This is a genomic window from Hydrogenovibrio kuenenii DSM 12350 (genome assembly GCF_000526715.1).
GTDB lineage: Bacteria > Pseudomonadota > Gammaproteobacteria > Thiomicrospirales > Thiomicrospiraceae > Hydrogenovibrio > Hydrogenovibrio kuenenii.
In genome coordinates, this window is sequence record NZ_JAGP01000001.1 from 508,587 (window position 1) to 524,462 (window position 15,876).

Annotated in this window: 16 protein-coding genes; 6 read left to right on the forward strand and 10 right to left on the reverse strand. The window is 44.8% G+C overall.

What is annotated here, in order from left to right; genetic code table 11:
* Window positions 1–35 precede the first annotated feature (35 nt).
* From N745_RS0102370 to ggt, 4 genes are all read left to right on the forward strand, one after another.
* The gene (locus N745_RS0102370; RefSeq protein WP_024850536.1) at window positions 36–2,096 is read left to right on the forward strand and encodes a S8 family peptidase; all 2,061 of its coding nucleotides are present in this window, start codon (window positions 36–38) and stop codon (window positions 2,094–2,096) included.
* 86 nt (window positions 2,097–2,182) lie between these two features.
* Window positions 2,183–2,464 carry a peptidylprolyl isomerase gene (locus tag N745_RS0102375; protein ID WP_024850537.1) on the forward strand — a complete coding sequence of 94 codons (282 nt, stop codon included), beginning with the start codon at window positions 2,183–2,185 and terminating at the stop codon, window positions 2,462–2,464.
* Between the two features lie 213 nt (window positions 2,465–2,677).
* Window positions 2,678–3,475: an ATP-binding protein gene (locus tag N745_RS0102380; RefSeq protein WP_038070581.1), complete on the forward strand. Its 798-nt coding sequence runs from the start codon at window positions 2,678–2,680 to the stop codon at window positions 3,473–3,475.
* An 11-nt stretch (window positions 3,476–3,486) separates the two neighbouring features.
* A complete protein-coding gene (gene ggt, locus N745_RS0102385) occupies window positions 3,487–5,304 on the forward strand; it encodes a gamma-glutamyltransferase (RefSeq protein ID WP_024850539.1) in 1,818 nt (605 codons plus the stop codon).
* A gap of 214 nt (window positions 5,305–5,518) precedes the next feature.
* Here ggt and N745_RS0102390 read toward each other — a convergent pair whose 3' ends face one another.
* From N745_RS0102390 to N745_RS0102400, 3 genes are all read right to left on the reverse strand, one after another.
* Entirely contained in the window at window positions 5,519–5,965 is a 447-nt protein-coding gene (locus tag N745_RS0102390; RefSeq protein ID WP_024850540.1) for a universal stress protein, read from the reverse strand.
* A gap of 13 nt (window positions 5,966–5,978) precedes the next feature.
* Window positions 5,979–6,884, reverse strand: coding sequence for a 3'-5' exonuclease (locus tag N745_RS0102395; RefSeq protein ID WP_245595651.1), 906 nt, complete (start codon window positions 6,882–6,884; stop codon window positions 5,979–5,981).
* Window positions 6,885–6,964: 80 nt separating this feature from the next.
* Window positions 6,965–7,342, reverse strand: coding sequence for an HIRAN domain-containing protein (locus tag N745_RS0102400; RefSeq protein ID WP_024850542.1), 378 nt, complete (start codon window positions 7,340–7,342; stop codon window positions 6,965–6,967).
* Between the two features lie 87 nt (window positions 7,343–7,429).
* Between N745_RS0102400 and N745_RS0102405 the strand changes: the two genes are divergently transcribed.
* A complete protein-coding gene (locus tag N745_RS0102405) occupies window positions 7,430–8,401 on the forward strand; it encodes a cation diffusion facilitator family transporter (protein ID WP_024850543.1) in 972 nt (323 codons plus the stop codon).
* Here the strand turns inward: N745_RS0102405 and N745_RS0102410 are convergent.
* The gene (locus N745_RS0102410; RefSeq protein ID WP_024850544.1) at window positions 8,385–9,284 is read right to left on the reverse strand and encodes an RluA family pseudouridine synthase; all 900 of its coding nucleotides are present in this window, start codon (window positions 9,282–9,284) and stop codon (window positions 8,385–8,387) included. The genes N745_RS0102405 and N745_RS0102410 overlap by 17 nt on opposite strands.
* A gap of 73 nt (window positions 9,285–9,357) precedes the next feature.
* Between N745_RS0102410 and N745_RS12190 the strand changes: the two genes are divergently transcribed.
* Complete coding sequence (locus N745_RS12190; RefSeq protein ID WP_024850545.1) at window positions 9,358–10,083, forward strand: M48 family metallopeptidase; 726 nt, start codon at window positions 9,358–9,360, stop codon at window positions 10,081–10,083.
* Between the two features lie 41 nt (window positions 10,084–10,124).
* On the opposite strand, the gene N745_RS0102420 is transcribed toward N745_RS12190, so the two are convergent.
* The 6 genes from N745_RS0102420 to N745_RS0102445 form a co-directional block, all read right to left on the reverse strand.
* Window positions 10,125–10,460, reverse strand: a complete 336-nt coding sequence (locus N745_RS0102420; protein WP_024850546.1) for a NifB/NifX family molybdenum-iron cluster-binding protein — start codon at window positions 10,458–10,460, stop codon at window positions 10,125–10,127.
* Window positions 10,461–10,655: 195 nt separating this feature from the next.
* Window positions 10,656–11,363, reverse strand: coding sequence for a c-type cytochrome (locus N745_RS0102425; RefSeq protein WP_024850547.1), 708 nt, complete (start codon window positions 11,361–11,363; stop codon window positions 10,656–10,658).
* 22 nt (window positions 11,364–11,385) lie between these two features.
* Window positions 11,386–12,684 carry an FAD-dependent oxidoreductase gene (locus tag N745_RS0102430; RefSeq protein WP_024850548.1) on the reverse strand — a complete coding sequence of 433 codons (1,299 nt, stop codon included), beginning with the start codon at window positions 12,682–12,684 and terminating at the stop codon, window positions 11,386–11,388.
* Complete coding sequence (locus N745_RS12630; RefSeq protein WP_157833735.1) at window positions 12,677–13,060, reverse strand: c-type cytochrome; 384 nt, start codon at window positions 13,058–13,060, stop codon at window positions 12,677–12,679. The genes N745_RS0102430 and N745_RS12630 overlap by 8 nt, the downstream gene beginning before the upstream one ends.
* A gap of 60 nt (window positions 13,061–13,120) precedes the next feature.
* On the reverse strand, window positions 13,121–14,371 hold the full coding sequence (locus N745_RS0102440) for a hypothetical protein (protein ID WP_024850550.1): 1,251 nt from the start codon (window positions 14,369–14,371) through the stop codon (window positions 13,121–13,123).
* Window positions 14,371–15,819 carry a cytochrome c gene (locus tag N745_RS0102445; RefSeq protein ID WP_024850551.1) on the reverse strand — a complete coding sequence of 483 codons (1,449 nt, stop codon included), beginning with the start codon at window positions 15,817–15,819 and terminating at the stop codon, window positions 14,371–14,373. The genes N745_RS0102440 and N745_RS0102445 overlap by 1 nt, the downstream gene beginning before the upstream one ends.
* Between the last annotated feature and the right edge of the window lie 57 nt (window positions 15,820–15,876).

Below are 15,876 nucleotides of genomic sequence, written 5' to 3' on the forward strand. Positions count from 1 at the left end.
TCGAATTGGATTAGTGTAATGAGTAAAGCGATTTAATGAATACACGTGTGTTGAAATTGACAGTATGGATGCTACTGTTCAGCTTACTCGATGCCTGCAGTTCAACGCAAGTCCATCCAGAAGCTAACGCCACGTCATCAAATTATCAAGCAACTTCAACGGTTGCCATTGCTAGTACGCTCACGTCGAATGCGACTCAAATGGGATTAAAGTCTTGGCGTGATGCGGGGTATTTGGGAAAAGGGGCGACTGTAGCCGTATTAGACACGGGAATGCCTGTTTGGGATATTCACGATCGTAATATCCCCTTGTCAGCAAATGTGCGATACGATGCGGATTTTACCAAGGATCAAATCGTCAAAAACAGCGATACGTCAATTTATAATGCCAATCATGGAGATGACATGTCTCAGGTGATTGGTTCCGCTATTTATGGCGCTGCACCAAACGCCAATTTATTAAACGGTGTGATTGCTGATACACAAGGCTATTCAAACAGAGTCTCATCGGTAAAAGGTATTGAGTGGGCGGTCAATAACCAAGCTGATGTAATTAACTTATCATTTGATTACATTGCACAGAACTCTTCAGGCCAGCTTTTTTCTGCCTTACTTTCTTATACGGGTTCAGTAACCAGTAATATTGAAAGTGAACTCAATAATATAAAAAATAAAGTTGTGACAAGCCAAGTAGCCATTGTGCACTCTGCAGGGAATGATTCAAAAAGCGTATCATCGGTTCTTAATAATGCAGCAGGTTATCAAGACTGGGTTAAGTCTAACGCCAAAAATAATATTCTGATTGTGGGGGCAACTTACGACAATAAGAATCTCGCCAGCTTTTCCAACTATGCGGGGACGGATACCGATGTTCAGTCTCGTTTTGTAGTTGCACCTGCGAAAAGTGAGGTGACGAATGGGTATTCAACGCTTTATACAGTGGGAACATCTGGCGCGGCAGCGAATGTATCGGGTGCTTTGGCCGTTATGAAATCGCGTTGGCAGTCTTTAACTGGCGTTCAGCTTGAGCAGATTATTTTAGATACCGCTAACCGAAGCTTTAGTGGATATGACGTTACAAAGTTTGGACAAGGTATTGTTGATTTGAATGCGGCTTTTTCTCCGGTAGGTAAAACATCAGTACCGGTATCAAGCACTTCAAGCAGTGTTTCAAGCGTATCCTTAAGTTCATCAGTAGTAGCTTTACCGGCAGGTTTTAAAAGTATTTCAGCGAGTACGGCTTTTCTCGATAGTTATGGTCGAGACTTCACCCTGAAATACCAAACGCCAGTGCAAACCTATCAGTCAGGATTGGATAAAACCGTTCAAGCTTATGTCTCTGCCCCTCAAAATTACCAACAACAACTTGGTTCACACTTAAAACTGGGTTTTTCGATGAATAATGGCGTGGTTTCCAAGGATCGTCAGGATGCTGGTTTGTGGTTTTTAGGTATGGCATCAGATTATCAACAGCACTTAAATAATTCTGTTTTGGGACAGGTGTCTTTGTCAAGTCACACCGGTTCGATGCACTTTGGTATGAGCGCTACCACACCAAACCCAAGTGCAAGTTCTTTTCAGGCAACTTCTAAACCTGTTGAACCGACGGTACAGGGTATGAAAGCGCATCTTGGATTTAAAAACGTGAGTGTGATGCCTTATTGGTTGGGTGTTAACAACACCAGTGCATTTGTCGGTGCTCAGGCTGAATCACTAGCGGGTGTACAAACAGAATATCATTTTGGTGGTTGGCTCGCAGGGTTGGATTGGTCGCAGCAAAATCAACCTGGTCAGGCATTGATTCAAAACTACAATATCGATAGTCAGCGTTATTATGCGGGCTATAGAGGTGACTTAAATTCGGATCTTCGTTTTGGTTTGTTAGGTTTTTGGCAAACGGATAATGCACTCATTGGGTATCAACATCCGCAATCGGTTGGTGATGGTAGTTTGCGTTATGTAACCGACAACTTACGTTCACAAAGGGTTAAGTCAGGGGTTTCAGCGGCAGTGTCGATAGGGCATCTGCAAGCTGCGGTCTTATCGAGTAATTTTGACCATCAATTTTTTGTTGGTTTTAAACAATCATTCCACTAAAAGAACAGACTAGAGACCTGAGCGTTTAGATGTTTTATAATGCGCGGTTTGTCAGATAAACATTTATACAATAAAGGAAAAATAATATGGCAATGGCAACAGCACGTCACATTTTGGTCGATAGTGAAGAAAAAGCACTGGAATTAAAACAACAAATTTTAGATGGAGCGGATTTTGCAGAAGTTGCAAAAGAGAACTCTCAGTGTCCGTCTAGCCGCAGTGGTGGTGACTTGGGGCAGTTTGGTCCGGGTATGATGGTTCCAGAGTTTGATAAGGTTTGTTTCAGTGCAGATGTTGGGTCTTTAGAAGGGCCTGTTAAAACACAATTCGGTTATCACTTGATAGAAGTGACAGATAGAACGGAATAATGCATTTTGTGAGCAAGGCGTTGTTAGTTATTATCGACTTGCCTTGCTCTGACCTGATGATTTGACCAACACTCAGAGCCCTAGCGCTCATCTCTTCTGTAAAAATCATCATCTTTGTCTTACCCAGCCTGGCAGATTTTTGTGTTTCATCGGATCAGTCGTATAATCTAGTTTTTAAGCCGTAGTGGAATTCTGTCTGTTTATAGGAATGATATGTCTAAAAAAATTCGTTGGGATAAGCACTTTGCCGCTATTTGGCGAGCTAAAAAAGAAAAGTTCAAGCCGGTAGAAGCACTAGATCCAATTCGACTTTCAAACTTGCTTGGAATTGAGCGTCAAAAGAATTTGTTTTGCCAAAACCTACAAAGCTTTATGGCAGGGCAACCTGCGAATCATGTCTTGCTTTGGGGTGCTCGTGGTACAGGTAAGTCGTCCTTAATGAAAGCCGCATTGAATGAGTTTCATGCTGATGGGTTGAGAGTCATTGAATTGGAAAAAGAAGATATTTCTGATTTACCTGAGATTAGCGATAAGTTACGTAAGCAACCCTGGCGTTTTGTGGTTTATTGCGACGATCTTTCGTTTGCAGCGGACGATAACAGTTACCGACATTTAAAAATTTTAATGGAAGGTTCAATCGAGCCACCTGCGGATAATATTTTAATGGTGGCAACCTCCAATCGTCGTCATTTGGTTGCCGAACATTATCAAGACAACCTCGAAAGTGAAACCCGCTCAAATGGCGAAATTCATCTTGGTGACCGTTTGCAGGAAAAACTTTCTTTGGCGGATCGTTTTGGATTGAGTTTATCTTTTTATGCACCGGATCAAGTTCTATATCTTGAAATGGTTGAAGCTTTATTCAAAGAGCATCAAATGACACTATCATCAAGCGAACTCGAACAATTGCATTTAGAAGCGGTTCGATTTGCAACTTCTCGCGGCAGTCGAAGTGGTCGTATTGCCAAACAATTTTTTCAGGATTATTTGGTACGTAATTCTTTTATTTAAGGTGCTTCCACGTGAAATTATTATTTAAAACCAAAGCATATAGATGGATTAAAGGTAGCAGACAGCGATTCCAGTTTGCTGTGTTTATCAGTTTGCTGTCTGTTTGTACGCTTGCTTCAGCACAGAAGAATACGGCAGCCATTGCCATGCCGGATGAATACAGCGCAGCGGTCGCAGAAAAAGTATTGCAAGACGGTGGAAATGCGGTTGATGCGGCTGTTGCCGCAGCGTTTGTTCTGGCGGTCACTTATCCTGAAGCAGGTAATTTAGGTGGAGGCGGTTTCATGACGCTTTATGCGAATGAAACGAGTAACTTTCAACCTAAAACCAATGTATCAGTTGATGCACAACAGCATGCGTATTTTTTAGACTACCGAGAAAAAGCGCCTAAAGCAGCAACGATGGACATGTATCTAGATGGCAAAAAACAGGTTGTCCCTTATAAGTCGTTAATTGGCTATCAGGCATCCGGTGTTCCTGGAACTGTCATGGGTCTTTGGACGGCTCATCAGCGATTTGGTTCGATGGACTGGTCGACTTTATTGCAGCCAGCTATTAACTACGCAAAAAAGGGTTTTATTGTCTCGGCCGACTTGGAAAATACGCGTAAGTGGTATCAAAAATGGATTGCCAATAAATCAAATGATTTGAACTTTAACCATTACTTTTCAGGCTTAAAAACGAATGTGTTATTTAAGCAACCAGAGCTGGCAAAAACCTTGTCGCGCATTGCCGAAGAGGGCGCCGATGATTTTTATCATGGACAAACGGCTTTGGCATTGGTGAAACAAATGCAGGCACATGATGGCTTGATTACCATGAAAGACTTGGCTGCTTATGAAGCCAAATGGCGCAAGCCGATTTTAGAAAACTGGAAAGACTATACGGTTGTTTCTGCACCGCCTCCAAGTTCTGGGGGGGTGGCGTTGGTGCAATTGCTCAAAATGAAGGCGTTGCTTGATCCTGAATATCATCGTCAACAGCTTTTGGCTGTGAAAGAAGGGATTCCCGCACAAGCATATGAAGCACACTATTATGCGGAGATGGAAAAGCGTGTTTATGCCGATAGAGCCAAATATCTCGGCGATCCGGATTTTGTTAAAGTTCCTGTGTCACAATTAGTATCAGACGACTATATTTCCCGACGTGCACAATCCGTTGAGTGGGATGGGCCATCTGACACCAAAGCGATTCATCCCGGTAAAATAGAATCACCGGAAACCACACATTTCTCTATAGTCGATTTCAACGGTAATGCCGTATCCAATACCTATACCTTGAATATGCCGTTTGGTAATGGTGTGGTGATAGAAGGCGCAGGATTTTTGATGAATGATGAAATGGATGATTTCAGTTCCAAGCCAGGTGTCGCAAATGTGTTTGGTGTGGTGGGCGGACATGCCAATGCCATTGCGCCAGAGAAACGTATGTTGTCATCCATGACGCCAACGATTTTACTGAAAGGCGACCAAGTTGTGATGGCGGTCGGAACACCGGGCGGTTCTTCAATCATTACTTCGGTATTCCAGACCATCGTCAATGTGTTCGATAAGGGAATGGATGCGCAAGATGCAGTGAATGCAACACGTGTACATCATCAGCTTTTTCCTAAAGATCAAATTAACTACAACCCCAGTTTGCCGAAAGCCACCAAAGATGCATTACGCTTGATGGGGTATAACCTACGGAAAAATAATTATCTGGGTGATGTTCAACTGGTCTTTAAACGACAAGGTAAATGGCAAGCTGCTTCAGATATAAGAGGGCGAGGGGAGGCTAAAGTGTTTTCACAAACCGCGGATGAAGTAAAAACTAATGAAACCGAATAATGGTTACCCCAGCCTGGCAGTTTTTAGACAAACGTAGCACTCGCTGCCTGAAGGGGTAAGGCGAGAAACGTAGCACTCGCCGCCCGAAGTGGGTAAGGCGAGAAACGTAGCACTCGCCGCCCGAAGTGGGTAAGGCGAGAAACGTAGCACTCGCCGCCCGAAGTGGGTAAGGCGAGAAAATCTACCAGGCTGGGGTATGCTGGGTGAACGATGGTTATTTGGAAACCGTCAGCACATCACAATCAGCGTGATGCAATACACTTGTGGTCGTTGAACCAATCAGTTTTTCCAGGAAGGAATGACCATGTCTTCCCATAATAATTAAATCGACACTGAGTTCATCTGCCCGTTCGGCAATATCGACTTTTGAAAAACCTGAAAGGACTTCGCATTGTTCTGAGGGAATATCATATTCTTCCGCCATGGAGTGAAGTCTTGCTTTGGCAGCTTTGGTCATGGACTCAGCTATTTCCGGCATCCAAATTCCTGAAGTACCACTTAGACTGATGTCTTCAAATACAGGATAAGTCGGCTCTTCGACTAAGTGCAACAGCATGAGTTCGGCTTGGTAAATCTCTGCCAGCTGTTTGCCGCGGGCAATGGCTTTTTCACTGTCTGGTGAGAAATCGACAGCGACGAGAATGGTTTGATAGTTATGCATAGCGGCCTCCTGATTACTTTGCTCGAACGGAAAAAGTATCTGTTGCTTTAAGCTTAATGAGGGTTGGGTTTTGCGTATTGTTTTCAATCAACCAGGCTAATTCACTTTCTTGCAGGCTGACATCAAATACCTTCTGCCAAACGCGTTCTGCGGCGTTCCAACGATAGCCACGAGATTTAAGGTCATCTTTCACCTCAAACGGTGCACCGGTCGCTTTGATCATTACTTTCTGCTGACGCACAACGGAGAGTAAAAAGTGAAATGCAGGCAGTTGTTGCTCGGAAATAGTGAACGTGAGCAGGTGGGTTAAAGCTTGTACGTCGTCTAATGCGCGGTGCGCATGGTAGAAAAATTGTCCAACCTTCCAACATAAAAATTCCTGACTACGCGAACCGACTTTGGCCAAATTAAACCAGTCGATTTGCGATGCTGAGCAGCCCCAAACCTTGTCGACAAACACATCGTTATAGCGTTCCACCACAGGGCGATCAAAACCGGCATTGTGCGCGACGATAAGCTGCACTTCCTGCATGTCTTCAACCACTTCATCCCAAGGAATTTGATGGCCTTTCACATCATCAATCGTTAGTCCTGTAACTTGGGTGACTTCGGGGGTGATTTCGCCCTTAGGTTCATTGAGGAAGTTTTTGGCGCACAACACTTCATACATCTGTCCGTGAGAATCGAAGCTGAGAATCTGATAACCCAGTTCGATGATTTCACAGCGTTCGGTATCCAATCCGGTGGTTTCGGTATCGATGATGCAAACCTTATGTAAGGTTTCCCCTTTGTCAGGATGGTAATAGGAAACAGGTTTGAAGCGTCGTAAGACTTGATAATCGTCGGACTGGTCAAGCTGTTGGGCAAGGTGTTCCAGGTCGTTATGAGTTGAGGTTGGTTGCATAGTGATTGTATTCATATTGATTCGATTTTCATCATTTTAGCATGCCTATTCTTTGATTGGAGAATACCAATAGGAAGACAACCTCAGCGGCAAAACTAAGGGCGCAAAAACCCTAGCCAATAAATCAAACGCAATTGCCAAGATAAGCTGTAATGCAATTGAAACTGTAGTTTCAAACGGTCATCTTGGTAGTTTATTTTGTGCAGTGTGATTGGTTGTTGTATCAGCTGGTGCTTTAATAAAAAACCAATAAAACGAGCTTTCCTCCGAGGCACATAGCCTAAAAGCAAGCTGGGGAAGTGCACTAGCCAAAGTTGTATGGCATTTTTATCTTGTGCATTATCTGGTTCGGCAATAAGTTGCAGGGGAGAGCCGAGTTGCAATAATCCAATGTCATCAGCCAATTCGGCAGAATAGTAGTAACTGCCTTTGATGGGAAGTGTGAATGTTTTGCGTTTCAGAATCGGCTCCATTATTTTAATTGTGGGTGGACTTTGTGTTTGCTCGTTAAAATACAGATAATACCAGTATTCACTTTTAGCACAAAACAGGCAGTTTTTATGGGAACACCTTCTTCAGAAAAATCGATTCATCAAGATGATCACGCCAATCACCATCATCATAGTCATGACCACGGGCATCATCACCATCATGGCGACTTAACCGGTTCAAAGCTGCTATTGACCGTATTGTTGAATATCGTCATTACCGTATCACAGATAGCTGGCGGTTTGATTTCCGGTAGTTTGGCGCTTTTGTCTGATGCATTGCATAATTTTAGTGATGTGGTGGCGCTGGTAATTGCTTATGTGGCGAATCGTTTGGTTAAGCGTCCATCGACACAAGATAAAACCTTTGGTTATAAGCGCGCAGAGATGTTTGCTGCGTTGTTTAATGCATCGGTATTAATTGGTATTGGTCTGTTGCTGTTCATTGAGGCTATCCAGCGTTTACTTCATCCTGAACCGATTGCCGGTGGTTGGGTCATCGGGCTTGCGCTACTGTCTGTCATCTTGAACTGGGTGAGTGTCATGTTGATTGCGAAGGACTCCGAGCATAATTCAAATATTCGTGCTGCGTATTTGCATCTGCTGACGGATACCTTGACCTCGGTTGGGGTGTTGATAAGTGGGGTGTTGGTGCTTTGGTTCAATATTTATTGGGTGGATGCTGCCATGACGATTGTGATAGCGCTTTATCTGATGATTTCTGCTTGGAAACTGTTAAAACATACTTCAGGGGTGTTGTTACTCTTTGCGCCAAATGATATTGACTTGGATAAGTTGGTTGCTGAAGTAGATCGCATAGATGCTATCGACAATATGCATCATCTGCATTTATGGCAGTTGGATGATCACCGCATACACCTAGAGGCGCACCTAGATTTTAAAGAGGATGTAACCCTGAGTGAATCAACGAAAGTGATTCAACAATTAGAAGCGAATTTGGCGGAGCGTTTTGGCATTAATCACTGTAATTTTCAGGCAGAGTTTAATCGCGATGACGATAAACACCTTATCGGGCAGTGCTAAAGTCTTTTAACGTTTGGTTGAGATTGTCTGGTAAACGAAACTCGTAAAGTTTATCCGTCTTCAATTGTAGGTAAACGGCCGTCAACATTAAATCGGGCAGGGATGTGTCTTCGGCGATTGCTTGACCGTAAAGACGGTCGCCAACCAAAGGAAAATCTGCTTCCGATAAATGACGGCGAATTTGATGTTTTCGCCCCGTTTCTATGCGAACTTCCACTAAAGAGATATTGGCTTTCTCATCGTAGTCCAACCGTTTGACATGGCTAATGGCTGGTTTGTCATCCAGAGGTGCATCAAATGTTTGCTCATTGTCCGGGAAATATCCGCTTACTCCAGCCTGGTAGATTTTTGTCATTTGCTTATTCATAAACGCTTCCGTCAGCGTTTTGGCCGCTTGGTGATTATGGGCAATCAGCATTAAGCCATCGGTTGCGCGATCTAAGCGATGAACCACTATTGCTTGGCGGCTTTTGCCATCGAATTCATAATGGCTTTCTATCCATCTTGCAAGCGTGGTGTGGTCGCCCCATTTTGAGCCCTGAGACAGCATGACCTTCGGTTTGTACCATACGCTAAAGTCGGTGCAATCTTCAATCAATGTCGGTTTGGGGATTTCGGTATTTAACACCGCTTCATTGTAGTAAATAGACACTTCACTGCCTTGTGCTAAGATTTTTTTTGCACGTCGTAAGCGTACCGTTTTGGCATTGGGTTTGTCGGTTTTTACCCACACGCATCCTTTCGTCAGCGCGCCTTTAAGTTGCTGTTTTGAAAGCGGTGTTTGCTCGGCTAGGGCATCAATCAGTGTTATGTCTGCACTGACTGTAAACTGCTGAGTGAAGGTGAGTGGCGCTGTGTCTTGAGCATTATTTATGGTGTCCATAAGGTGTATTCTAAGCTATTATGTTCTCCGCTAGAAACATGAACAAACAAAGACGTAAATAAAGATATTTGGAATGATGCAATTTACCGTTGGTTCCCACGAATTAGAGATTATTAAAACCGCCCGACGTGGCTCGATTGGGTTGAAAGTTGAGCCTAATCGCATAGCATTGATGGTGCCTAAGCAGCTTGCAGATGCCGCGATTACCGCTTTTGTAGAAAGTGAGCAGGGGTGGTTGTTACAACAAATCCAAGAACAGCAGTCACAGATGCCTAAGCAACTCGTGATGAAGTCCGGTCATGAACTCTTGCTGTTTGGTGAGAAGGTGATGTTTAAAGAGGATCACCATACACAAGTTAAGAAAATGAACCTGGTTTACGATGACACCTGTATCACGGTATTTTGCAAGCAATCGCGAACGCTGAAAAACGAGCGTCATCATGTTTATCGTCATTTAGTCGATTTTTATCATCAACAACTCAATCCGTATTTATTGGCGCAAGTAGCTGAATGGGAAAAACGCATTGGCGTGCAAACACAGGCAGTTCAGATTAAAAATTACCGTTCACGTTGGGGTAGTTGTTACTCGGATGGACGCGTTCAATTTAACTGGAAACTGGTGATGGCACCTAAAGCTGTTATCGACTATGTTGTTGTACATGAACTCTGTCACTTGGTTCATGCCAATCATTCTTCCGATTTTTGGGGGCTTGTAGCTAAACATTGTCCCGATTATGAGATGCATAAAGCTTGGCTGAAAGAGAATGGGGCGGCATTGATTGCCTTTCAAGCGGCTTGACAATGTAAAACCCATCCATGGGTTGAGTTCTTAAGAGTCGCTTATTTAACTGGGTGTACATATTTTAAATAGGACAACACCGCGCTGTCAGGATCTAGAATATTAGTCGACATAGTTTTAATGCCACTATCAAGCAATTTAGTATTTAAGCCATCCCCAAGATTTCGGCTGATGATACAACTCACATCAGCAAGTGCATGTTCGCTCTTCTGAGACAAGTTTCCTTTTAGTTTATCCAGGATGTCATTATTGCCTAGATGAACCAGTTCTTTAGATAGGATTTTTGAGTCATCCGTATCGTAAACCCAAAAATTTGGACATAAGGTGGCTGGACCAGAAACTTGTTTCTGATTGGCGCTGCTAACAGCAATTTTCACGTTTTACCTCTCCTTGGAGTAAGGAATGTTCTGTGGATGTCTGGCGCTGTCGGTTTGAACCAGCGCCAGATGAAAGTGTTACCTCTGTGCCTATTAGGTTGACACTACAGTAACTAAGCTGAGTAGATAGATAAGGGCGATAGAACCAAATGTTAGGATAAGCCCCCATAAAATTGCTTTTAGACCGTTCATAATCTACTCCTTTCCTGCAGGATGCTTAGGCATCAGGTTTGCATAGTACTCTGCCAAGCCTTGGATTTCCGCATCGGTCAGATCATGTGTGAACTGCGCCATACCGGCATTGATATCATTACTGCGCTTATTATGCTTGTAGGCCTGCATGGTGCGGATGAAATAAGAGTGTACCTGTCCGGCCAGTGCGGGAGTAATACCTCGCCCCTCGGCATGTACGCCATGACAAGAAGCACATGGTGTAATCATGCGAGACACATCTCCCTTGGTCACTAGCTTTTTGATATTGGCTGGCGGTACATAGGTACCACTTGGGGCAGGTAGTTTTTGCGCAGCATAGTAAACCGCCAAATCCGCCATGTCTTGCTTGGACATCGGCGTTGTAGCAGCATGCATCACGCTAGACTTACCATTACCTTCATTACGCAAGCCAGACTGATAATCCAGTAGCGCTTTGTAGGTGTAGTCCACGGTATTACCCGCTAAATTGGGTGCGTTGCGTGCAGGTGCAATGCCTTGCTCACCATGACAGGTAATACACAAGCCATAACTGTGCAGCTTTTCACCGCGGGCATAATCGCCCTTAGGCATGTCTTTAGCCGTTTTGTCCCAAGAAATATTACTCCAGGCTTCAGCAGTCGGCATGCTATGCCCACTTGCTAAAGCGGTTGAGCTAATGGAAACAAGGCTTACTAGTAATAATTTTTTCATTCTTTTTCTCCTTGTATCCCTATCAACTAAAGATGTCTTTACGGAAAGTACGCTGCCAGTTTTTCGCAACTTCTGCGCGAATATGACGGTAGTACGGATTTTCCGTTGGATCGGACATGACGTAGCTTTCTTCATAGGCATGATGATTACCCGCGTAACGGAAAGTTTCCGCAACGGTCATCCCCCAGTCGTCAGCCGCCATGGCGACACAGTTGTTAGTGATGAAAGGCGTGCCAATTTCCTTGCCGGTCAATTCGGCTTGAATCGCTTTGGTGACAACCTTGGCTTGGTTACTGGCGATATACCCTGTTTTCGGCATAGGGTCTGCAGCAGCCGAATCCCCGATGATATAAACGTCTTTATCACGTTTGGTCGAGAAGTCTTGTGAGTTGAACGGTGCCCAATCACCTTTAGCTAAACCATTCATGCGCACGAAAGAGCCGGCCATTTCCGGTGGAATGATGTTGATGACATCCCCTTTATGCACCTGACCATCCGCAGTTGTAAGTGTGCGGTTTTTAGTGTCCAGCTTGGTGACGTGACCGCCCGCCTTTTTTGGAACCCATTCGATACGTGCATCAGCTGTGCCCAAGCCGTGTTCTTTTTTCCAGTAATCCAGATAGACGTCATGGAAGATGAAGTCGTCTTTGGAATCCAGAATAATCACCTTGGCTGTTGGGTTGGTTTCTTTCAACTTATTGGCGACGAAGGATGCGCGCTCATAAGGCGCCGGCGGACAACGGTAAGGGTCAACCGGTGAAGATATCAACACGGTTCCACCTTGTGGCAAGGCATTGATTTGATCTCTTAGCGTCAAGGTCTGTGGGCCTGCATGCCAAGCGGCAGGGAAGTCACCTTCCGCCAGCTGCTTGCTATAGCCTTCAACCGCACCGTACTTGAAATCCGGGCCAGGTGAAACGATCAGTTTGTCATAAGACAAAACGTCACCTTTTGCCAGTTTCAGTTTTTTATTCGCATAGTCGATTTCCGTTGCACGGTCTTGAATCACATTCACTGCATAACGTGACTTCAGGGTGTTGTAGTCAACCGTTAGCGTTTCAAGCGTATCAAAACCTGCAACCACTTCATTACTGCCAGGGCAGAAAATGTATTTTGGCTCCGGCTCGACAATGGTGATGCGTACATCAGGGTTTAATAAACGCATGTACTTAGCAGAAGCTGCACCACCGACACCGCCACCAACGATAACGATATGAGCACTCTGTTTTGCGAAAGCCAAGCTGGATGCGCCCATTAAGCCGGTGCTCAAAGCACCCGCGCCGAAGAGTTTGATCAGATCGCGTCGTGTAATCTTATTCATGGCTGTTCTCCTTGGTATTCGCTTTGATCGAAGCGTTCCAGTCAGGACGCGTCCATTCTTCTGGCTTCTGTTTGGCAAAGAAATCTGCCATGGCTTCGATTTCTTGATCCGAGAAAACATGCGCCACATCGTGCATTACGATGGATGGAAATTTGTTTGCACGATAATCCTTCATCAGTTTGATGAATTTGGCTTTGTCCATGCCTGCCAGTGGTGGCATAGCTTCGTTAAACTCTGCACCTTTGGTGCCGTGACAAGCCGAGCAGTTGTCGCCCAACATGTCACCGGAAGGCATTGGATACTCCGAACGCAGCTTGTCGTTTTCTTCTGCCGTGATTCCGCCTGAAATGGCGAAGCTAGCAGGTGCTTGCAGCATGCAGGTCAGACCGGTAATGGCACTTATTAATAATAATTTTTTCATAATCCGTTCCTTTTCCTATCTTGCCCAAATATAGAAGCCAACAACAAAGAACTGTAGTACCCATAGAACCACGATCCAGATAGATAGGGTTCCCAGTCTGTTGACGAATGCGCTAGGTGTGTAAACTCCAACGGTTTGACCTGCTTTCCATGCAATGGTTAGGAAGTAAGACAAAACCACACCACCCACGATTGCAAAAGTCAGGAAGAATAGACCAGTGGAATACCAATCGAAGACGATTTTGTAATCCCAGAAGTCGTAGTGGAAGAAGCCGTTTAGGATGTCGTAGCGCAGCATCTCACGGGAAATGGCAACCACTAAGCCGATAACCAAAGCCATTGGCAGTGCCATGTAACTACAAAATCTTGCTTCACCATTTAGGCGGATTTGTGCCCAAATCGCGTAGAAGATAACCGCTACGCCACCGGCAATGCCCCAGAAAGAGGTTGCAAAGTTCCTTGCTGTTTCTGGCAAAGTCATCATCCAACCAACATAAAGTAGGGTGGAAATCACAGAACCGACTTTGATCCATTTTTTACCAACTTCAGCAGCCCAGTTGAGGTAAGCCATATCTGCGTCTTCACGAACTGACTTGAAGCGACGGTAAGTCACCAACATGCCACCGGCAACCGGAATCGACAAACTGATAAAGAAGGCATAACGCCATAGGTTCCACTCGTGTAGCTTGTCACCGCTGTAGTCCAACATGCCGTTTTTCTGCAAGTACCAAGACTTCCACAACTCAGGGTGAAGGATTTGCGAGGTCAAACTGTGCATGATGAAGCCAACCACTAACATCAGTGCCAAGCTTGTCAACATAGACCAGCGTGCTTTAGGGGTAGCTGTTTTGTCTTTGTTGGCGCCGTTGACGAAGTAGTAGTAATACATTGCCCAGTAGCCCAAGATCAGCAATACGATAAAGCCGATAACCCAGTCTGCCGACAGCACGTTAGAGGTGTACCAATGTGGATCGTAAACCACCTGCACAAATAGCAGTGGCGCAACCCCGACCACGATGGCGACCGATACCGAGACCTTGGCGACTTCTAGCATGGCAGAGCCTAGGCGACGCCAGTAAGCGTTTTGGCTAAAAGCACCGACTAAAGTAATGACTGAGGTACCCAGCATCAGTTGCACGAACAAAATGTGCAACGCAAATGTCAGTACGCTTAACCCGACAAAAATGATTGGGTAGGTTGGCAGCCCGGCAGGGTTACGCAACGCATACATCAAATCGGTAATTTGAGTGACTTGAGAAGCATCCATTATTTAACCTCCTGTGTCATTGCAACTTTGCTTTCAGCCTGTTTTTCGGCATAGGCATGATTGCGGTCTTTGATTTCTTGTTGAATTGCTGCATCAACCGCTTTTTCACCACCTTTTTTGTTCATAACCAAGAAGGCAGACAACGCTTTGACTTCTGAATCCAGCATTGGCATTTTTGGCATGTAAGCGATATTGCCTGTTGTCAAAACACCCTTGACGTATTTTTCCATACGCGCTTCGGTGATATTGTCGGGAATATAGCGATGCAAAGGGCGAATCCCTGTTTTGCTAGGTGAGTGACAGTTAGAGCAATACACCATGGCAATAAACTTACCTGCCTGGATTTTGTTTCCGTCGTTGACCGTACGTAGATTGTCAGGTGTAAATGGATGTGCTTTCAAAATTCCTTCTTTTTCCAATAATGGAATTTGAGACTTGATACCCATACCAGGAACGTCACGACCAATCACTTGGTTCGAGTAAACATATTGACCCGCAACCCAAGGTTTACGCATCGATTCACGAGCGGTTTCTTCAGGCCACAAACCGGCCACCAGAATCACCACCGCCATGCCGCCAGCAAAAGCCTGTACCAGTACTTGTGGACGAATCATGGTCAAGATAAAGTAAGCCAAAGTCCCTGCCAACACCGCGATAATGCTTGGTTGGAAGTAGCTTGGTAAACGGTTTTCCATGACCAAAAGCGCTTGGTCGGGAACGGCTTTTAAATATAACTGGAAGAGTGCCGCACCGATGATGGTTGAAATAATCCCTAACCAACCCAGTTTGCGCGCCATTTCTTTTTTGAATGCCGGATCTTTGATGCCTGCAACAACGATACCCCCCACGACGGCTGTCATGGTGAACATGAATGCCATACGCATCGCCATTTGGATAAAGGTGTTTGTGCCATAGAAGCCGTTCAGATAACCGCCATCTTGGAACCAAGCTTCTTTACCTGGCAACATCATGAATGACAGGATACCGACGATAATCAGCATCGTTGCCAAGGACGCGACCCCGAAAATGACCGAGATTTTCATGTGGGTGCGTTTATCGACCTTGCCGACCAAATAGACGATCATATAGACACCAACCACCTCGATGACGAAGAACACCCATTCGGTTGCCCACTTCCAAACAAAGGAGTGAATCAAAGCTCCGATACCGTTCGGGCTGGCAACTGTAGTTGAGTACCAAATACCCGGCCCAGTGATAGAACCTGCCACATAGGTGAATACCAATAAAAACAAACCATACTTCTTAACGAAGTCCAGTAAGTCTTCACGGTCTTCACGGTAAGCTTTATGCGAGAGATAGGCGAAGAGGAGTGCAGCACCAACCGAAGTATGAGAAGCGAGAACATGGAAGGTTGCGATAAAGGCGACCACCCATCCCGATCCTACAGTTGGTTCGTACCAAGTTGGATACAAACTGATCAAGTCCATAATATTTTCCTTATATTAATACGTATTAATACGTTGTTTTGATCGGCATTTCTTATT

Bases quoted from the DNA above. Each gene is read 5' to 3' on its own strand.
- N745_RS0102395 (WP_245595651.1), bottom strand. From the start codon at position 6,884: ATGAATACAATCACTATGCAACCAACCTCAACTCATAACGACCTGGAA.
- N745_RS0102425 (WP_024850547.1), bottom strand. From the start codon at position 11,363: ATGAAAAAATTATTACTAGTAAGCCTTGTTTCCATTAGCTCAACCGCT.
- N745_RS0102405 (WP_024850543.1), top strand. From the start codon at position 7,430: ATGGGAACACCTTCTTCAGAAAAATCGATTCATCAAGATGATCACGCC.
- N745_RS12190 (WP_024850545.1), top strand. From the start codon at position 9,358: ATGATGCAATTTACCGTTGGTTCCCACGAATTAGAGATTATTAAAACC.
- N745_RS0102410 (WP_024850544.1), bottom strand. From the start codon at position 9,284: ATGGACACCATAAATAATGCTCAAGACACAGCGCCACTCACCTTCACT.
- N745_RS0102390 (WP_024850540.1), bottom strand. From the start codon at position 5,965: ATGCATAACTATCAAACCATTCTCGTCGCTGTCGATTTCTCACCAGAC.
- N745_RS12630 (WP_157833735.1), bottom strand. From the start codon at position 13,060: ATGCTGCAAGCACCTGCTAGCTTCGCCATTTCAGGCGGAATCACGGCA.
- N745_RS0102440 (WP_024850550.1), bottom strand. From the start codon at position 14,371: ATGGATGCTTCTCAAGTCACTCAAATTACCGATTTGATGTATGCGTTG.
- N745_RS0102430 (WP_024850548.1), bottom strand. From the start codon at position 12,684: ATGAATAAGATTACACGACGCGATCTGATCAAACTCTTCGGCGCGGGT.
- N745_RS0102445 (WP_024850551.1), bottom strand. From the start codon at position 15,819: ATGGACTTGATCAGTTTGTATCCAACTTGGTACGAACCAACTGTAGGA.
- N745_RS0102380 (WP_038070581.1), top strand. From the start codon at position 2,678: ATGTCTAAAAAAATTCGTTGGGATAAGCACTTTGCCGCTATTTGGCGA.
- N745_RS0102370 (WP_024850536.1), top strand. From the start codon at position 36: ATGAATACACGTGTGTTGAAATTGACAGTATGGATGCTACTGTTCAGC.
- N745_RS0102400 (WP_024850542.1), bottom strand. From the start codon at position 7,342: ATGGAGCCGATTCTGAAACGCAAAACATTCACACTTCCCATCAAAGGC.
- N745_RS0102375 (WP_024850537.1), top strand. From the start codon at position 2,183: ATGGCAATGGCAACAGCACGTCACATTTTGGTCGATAGTGAAGAAAAA.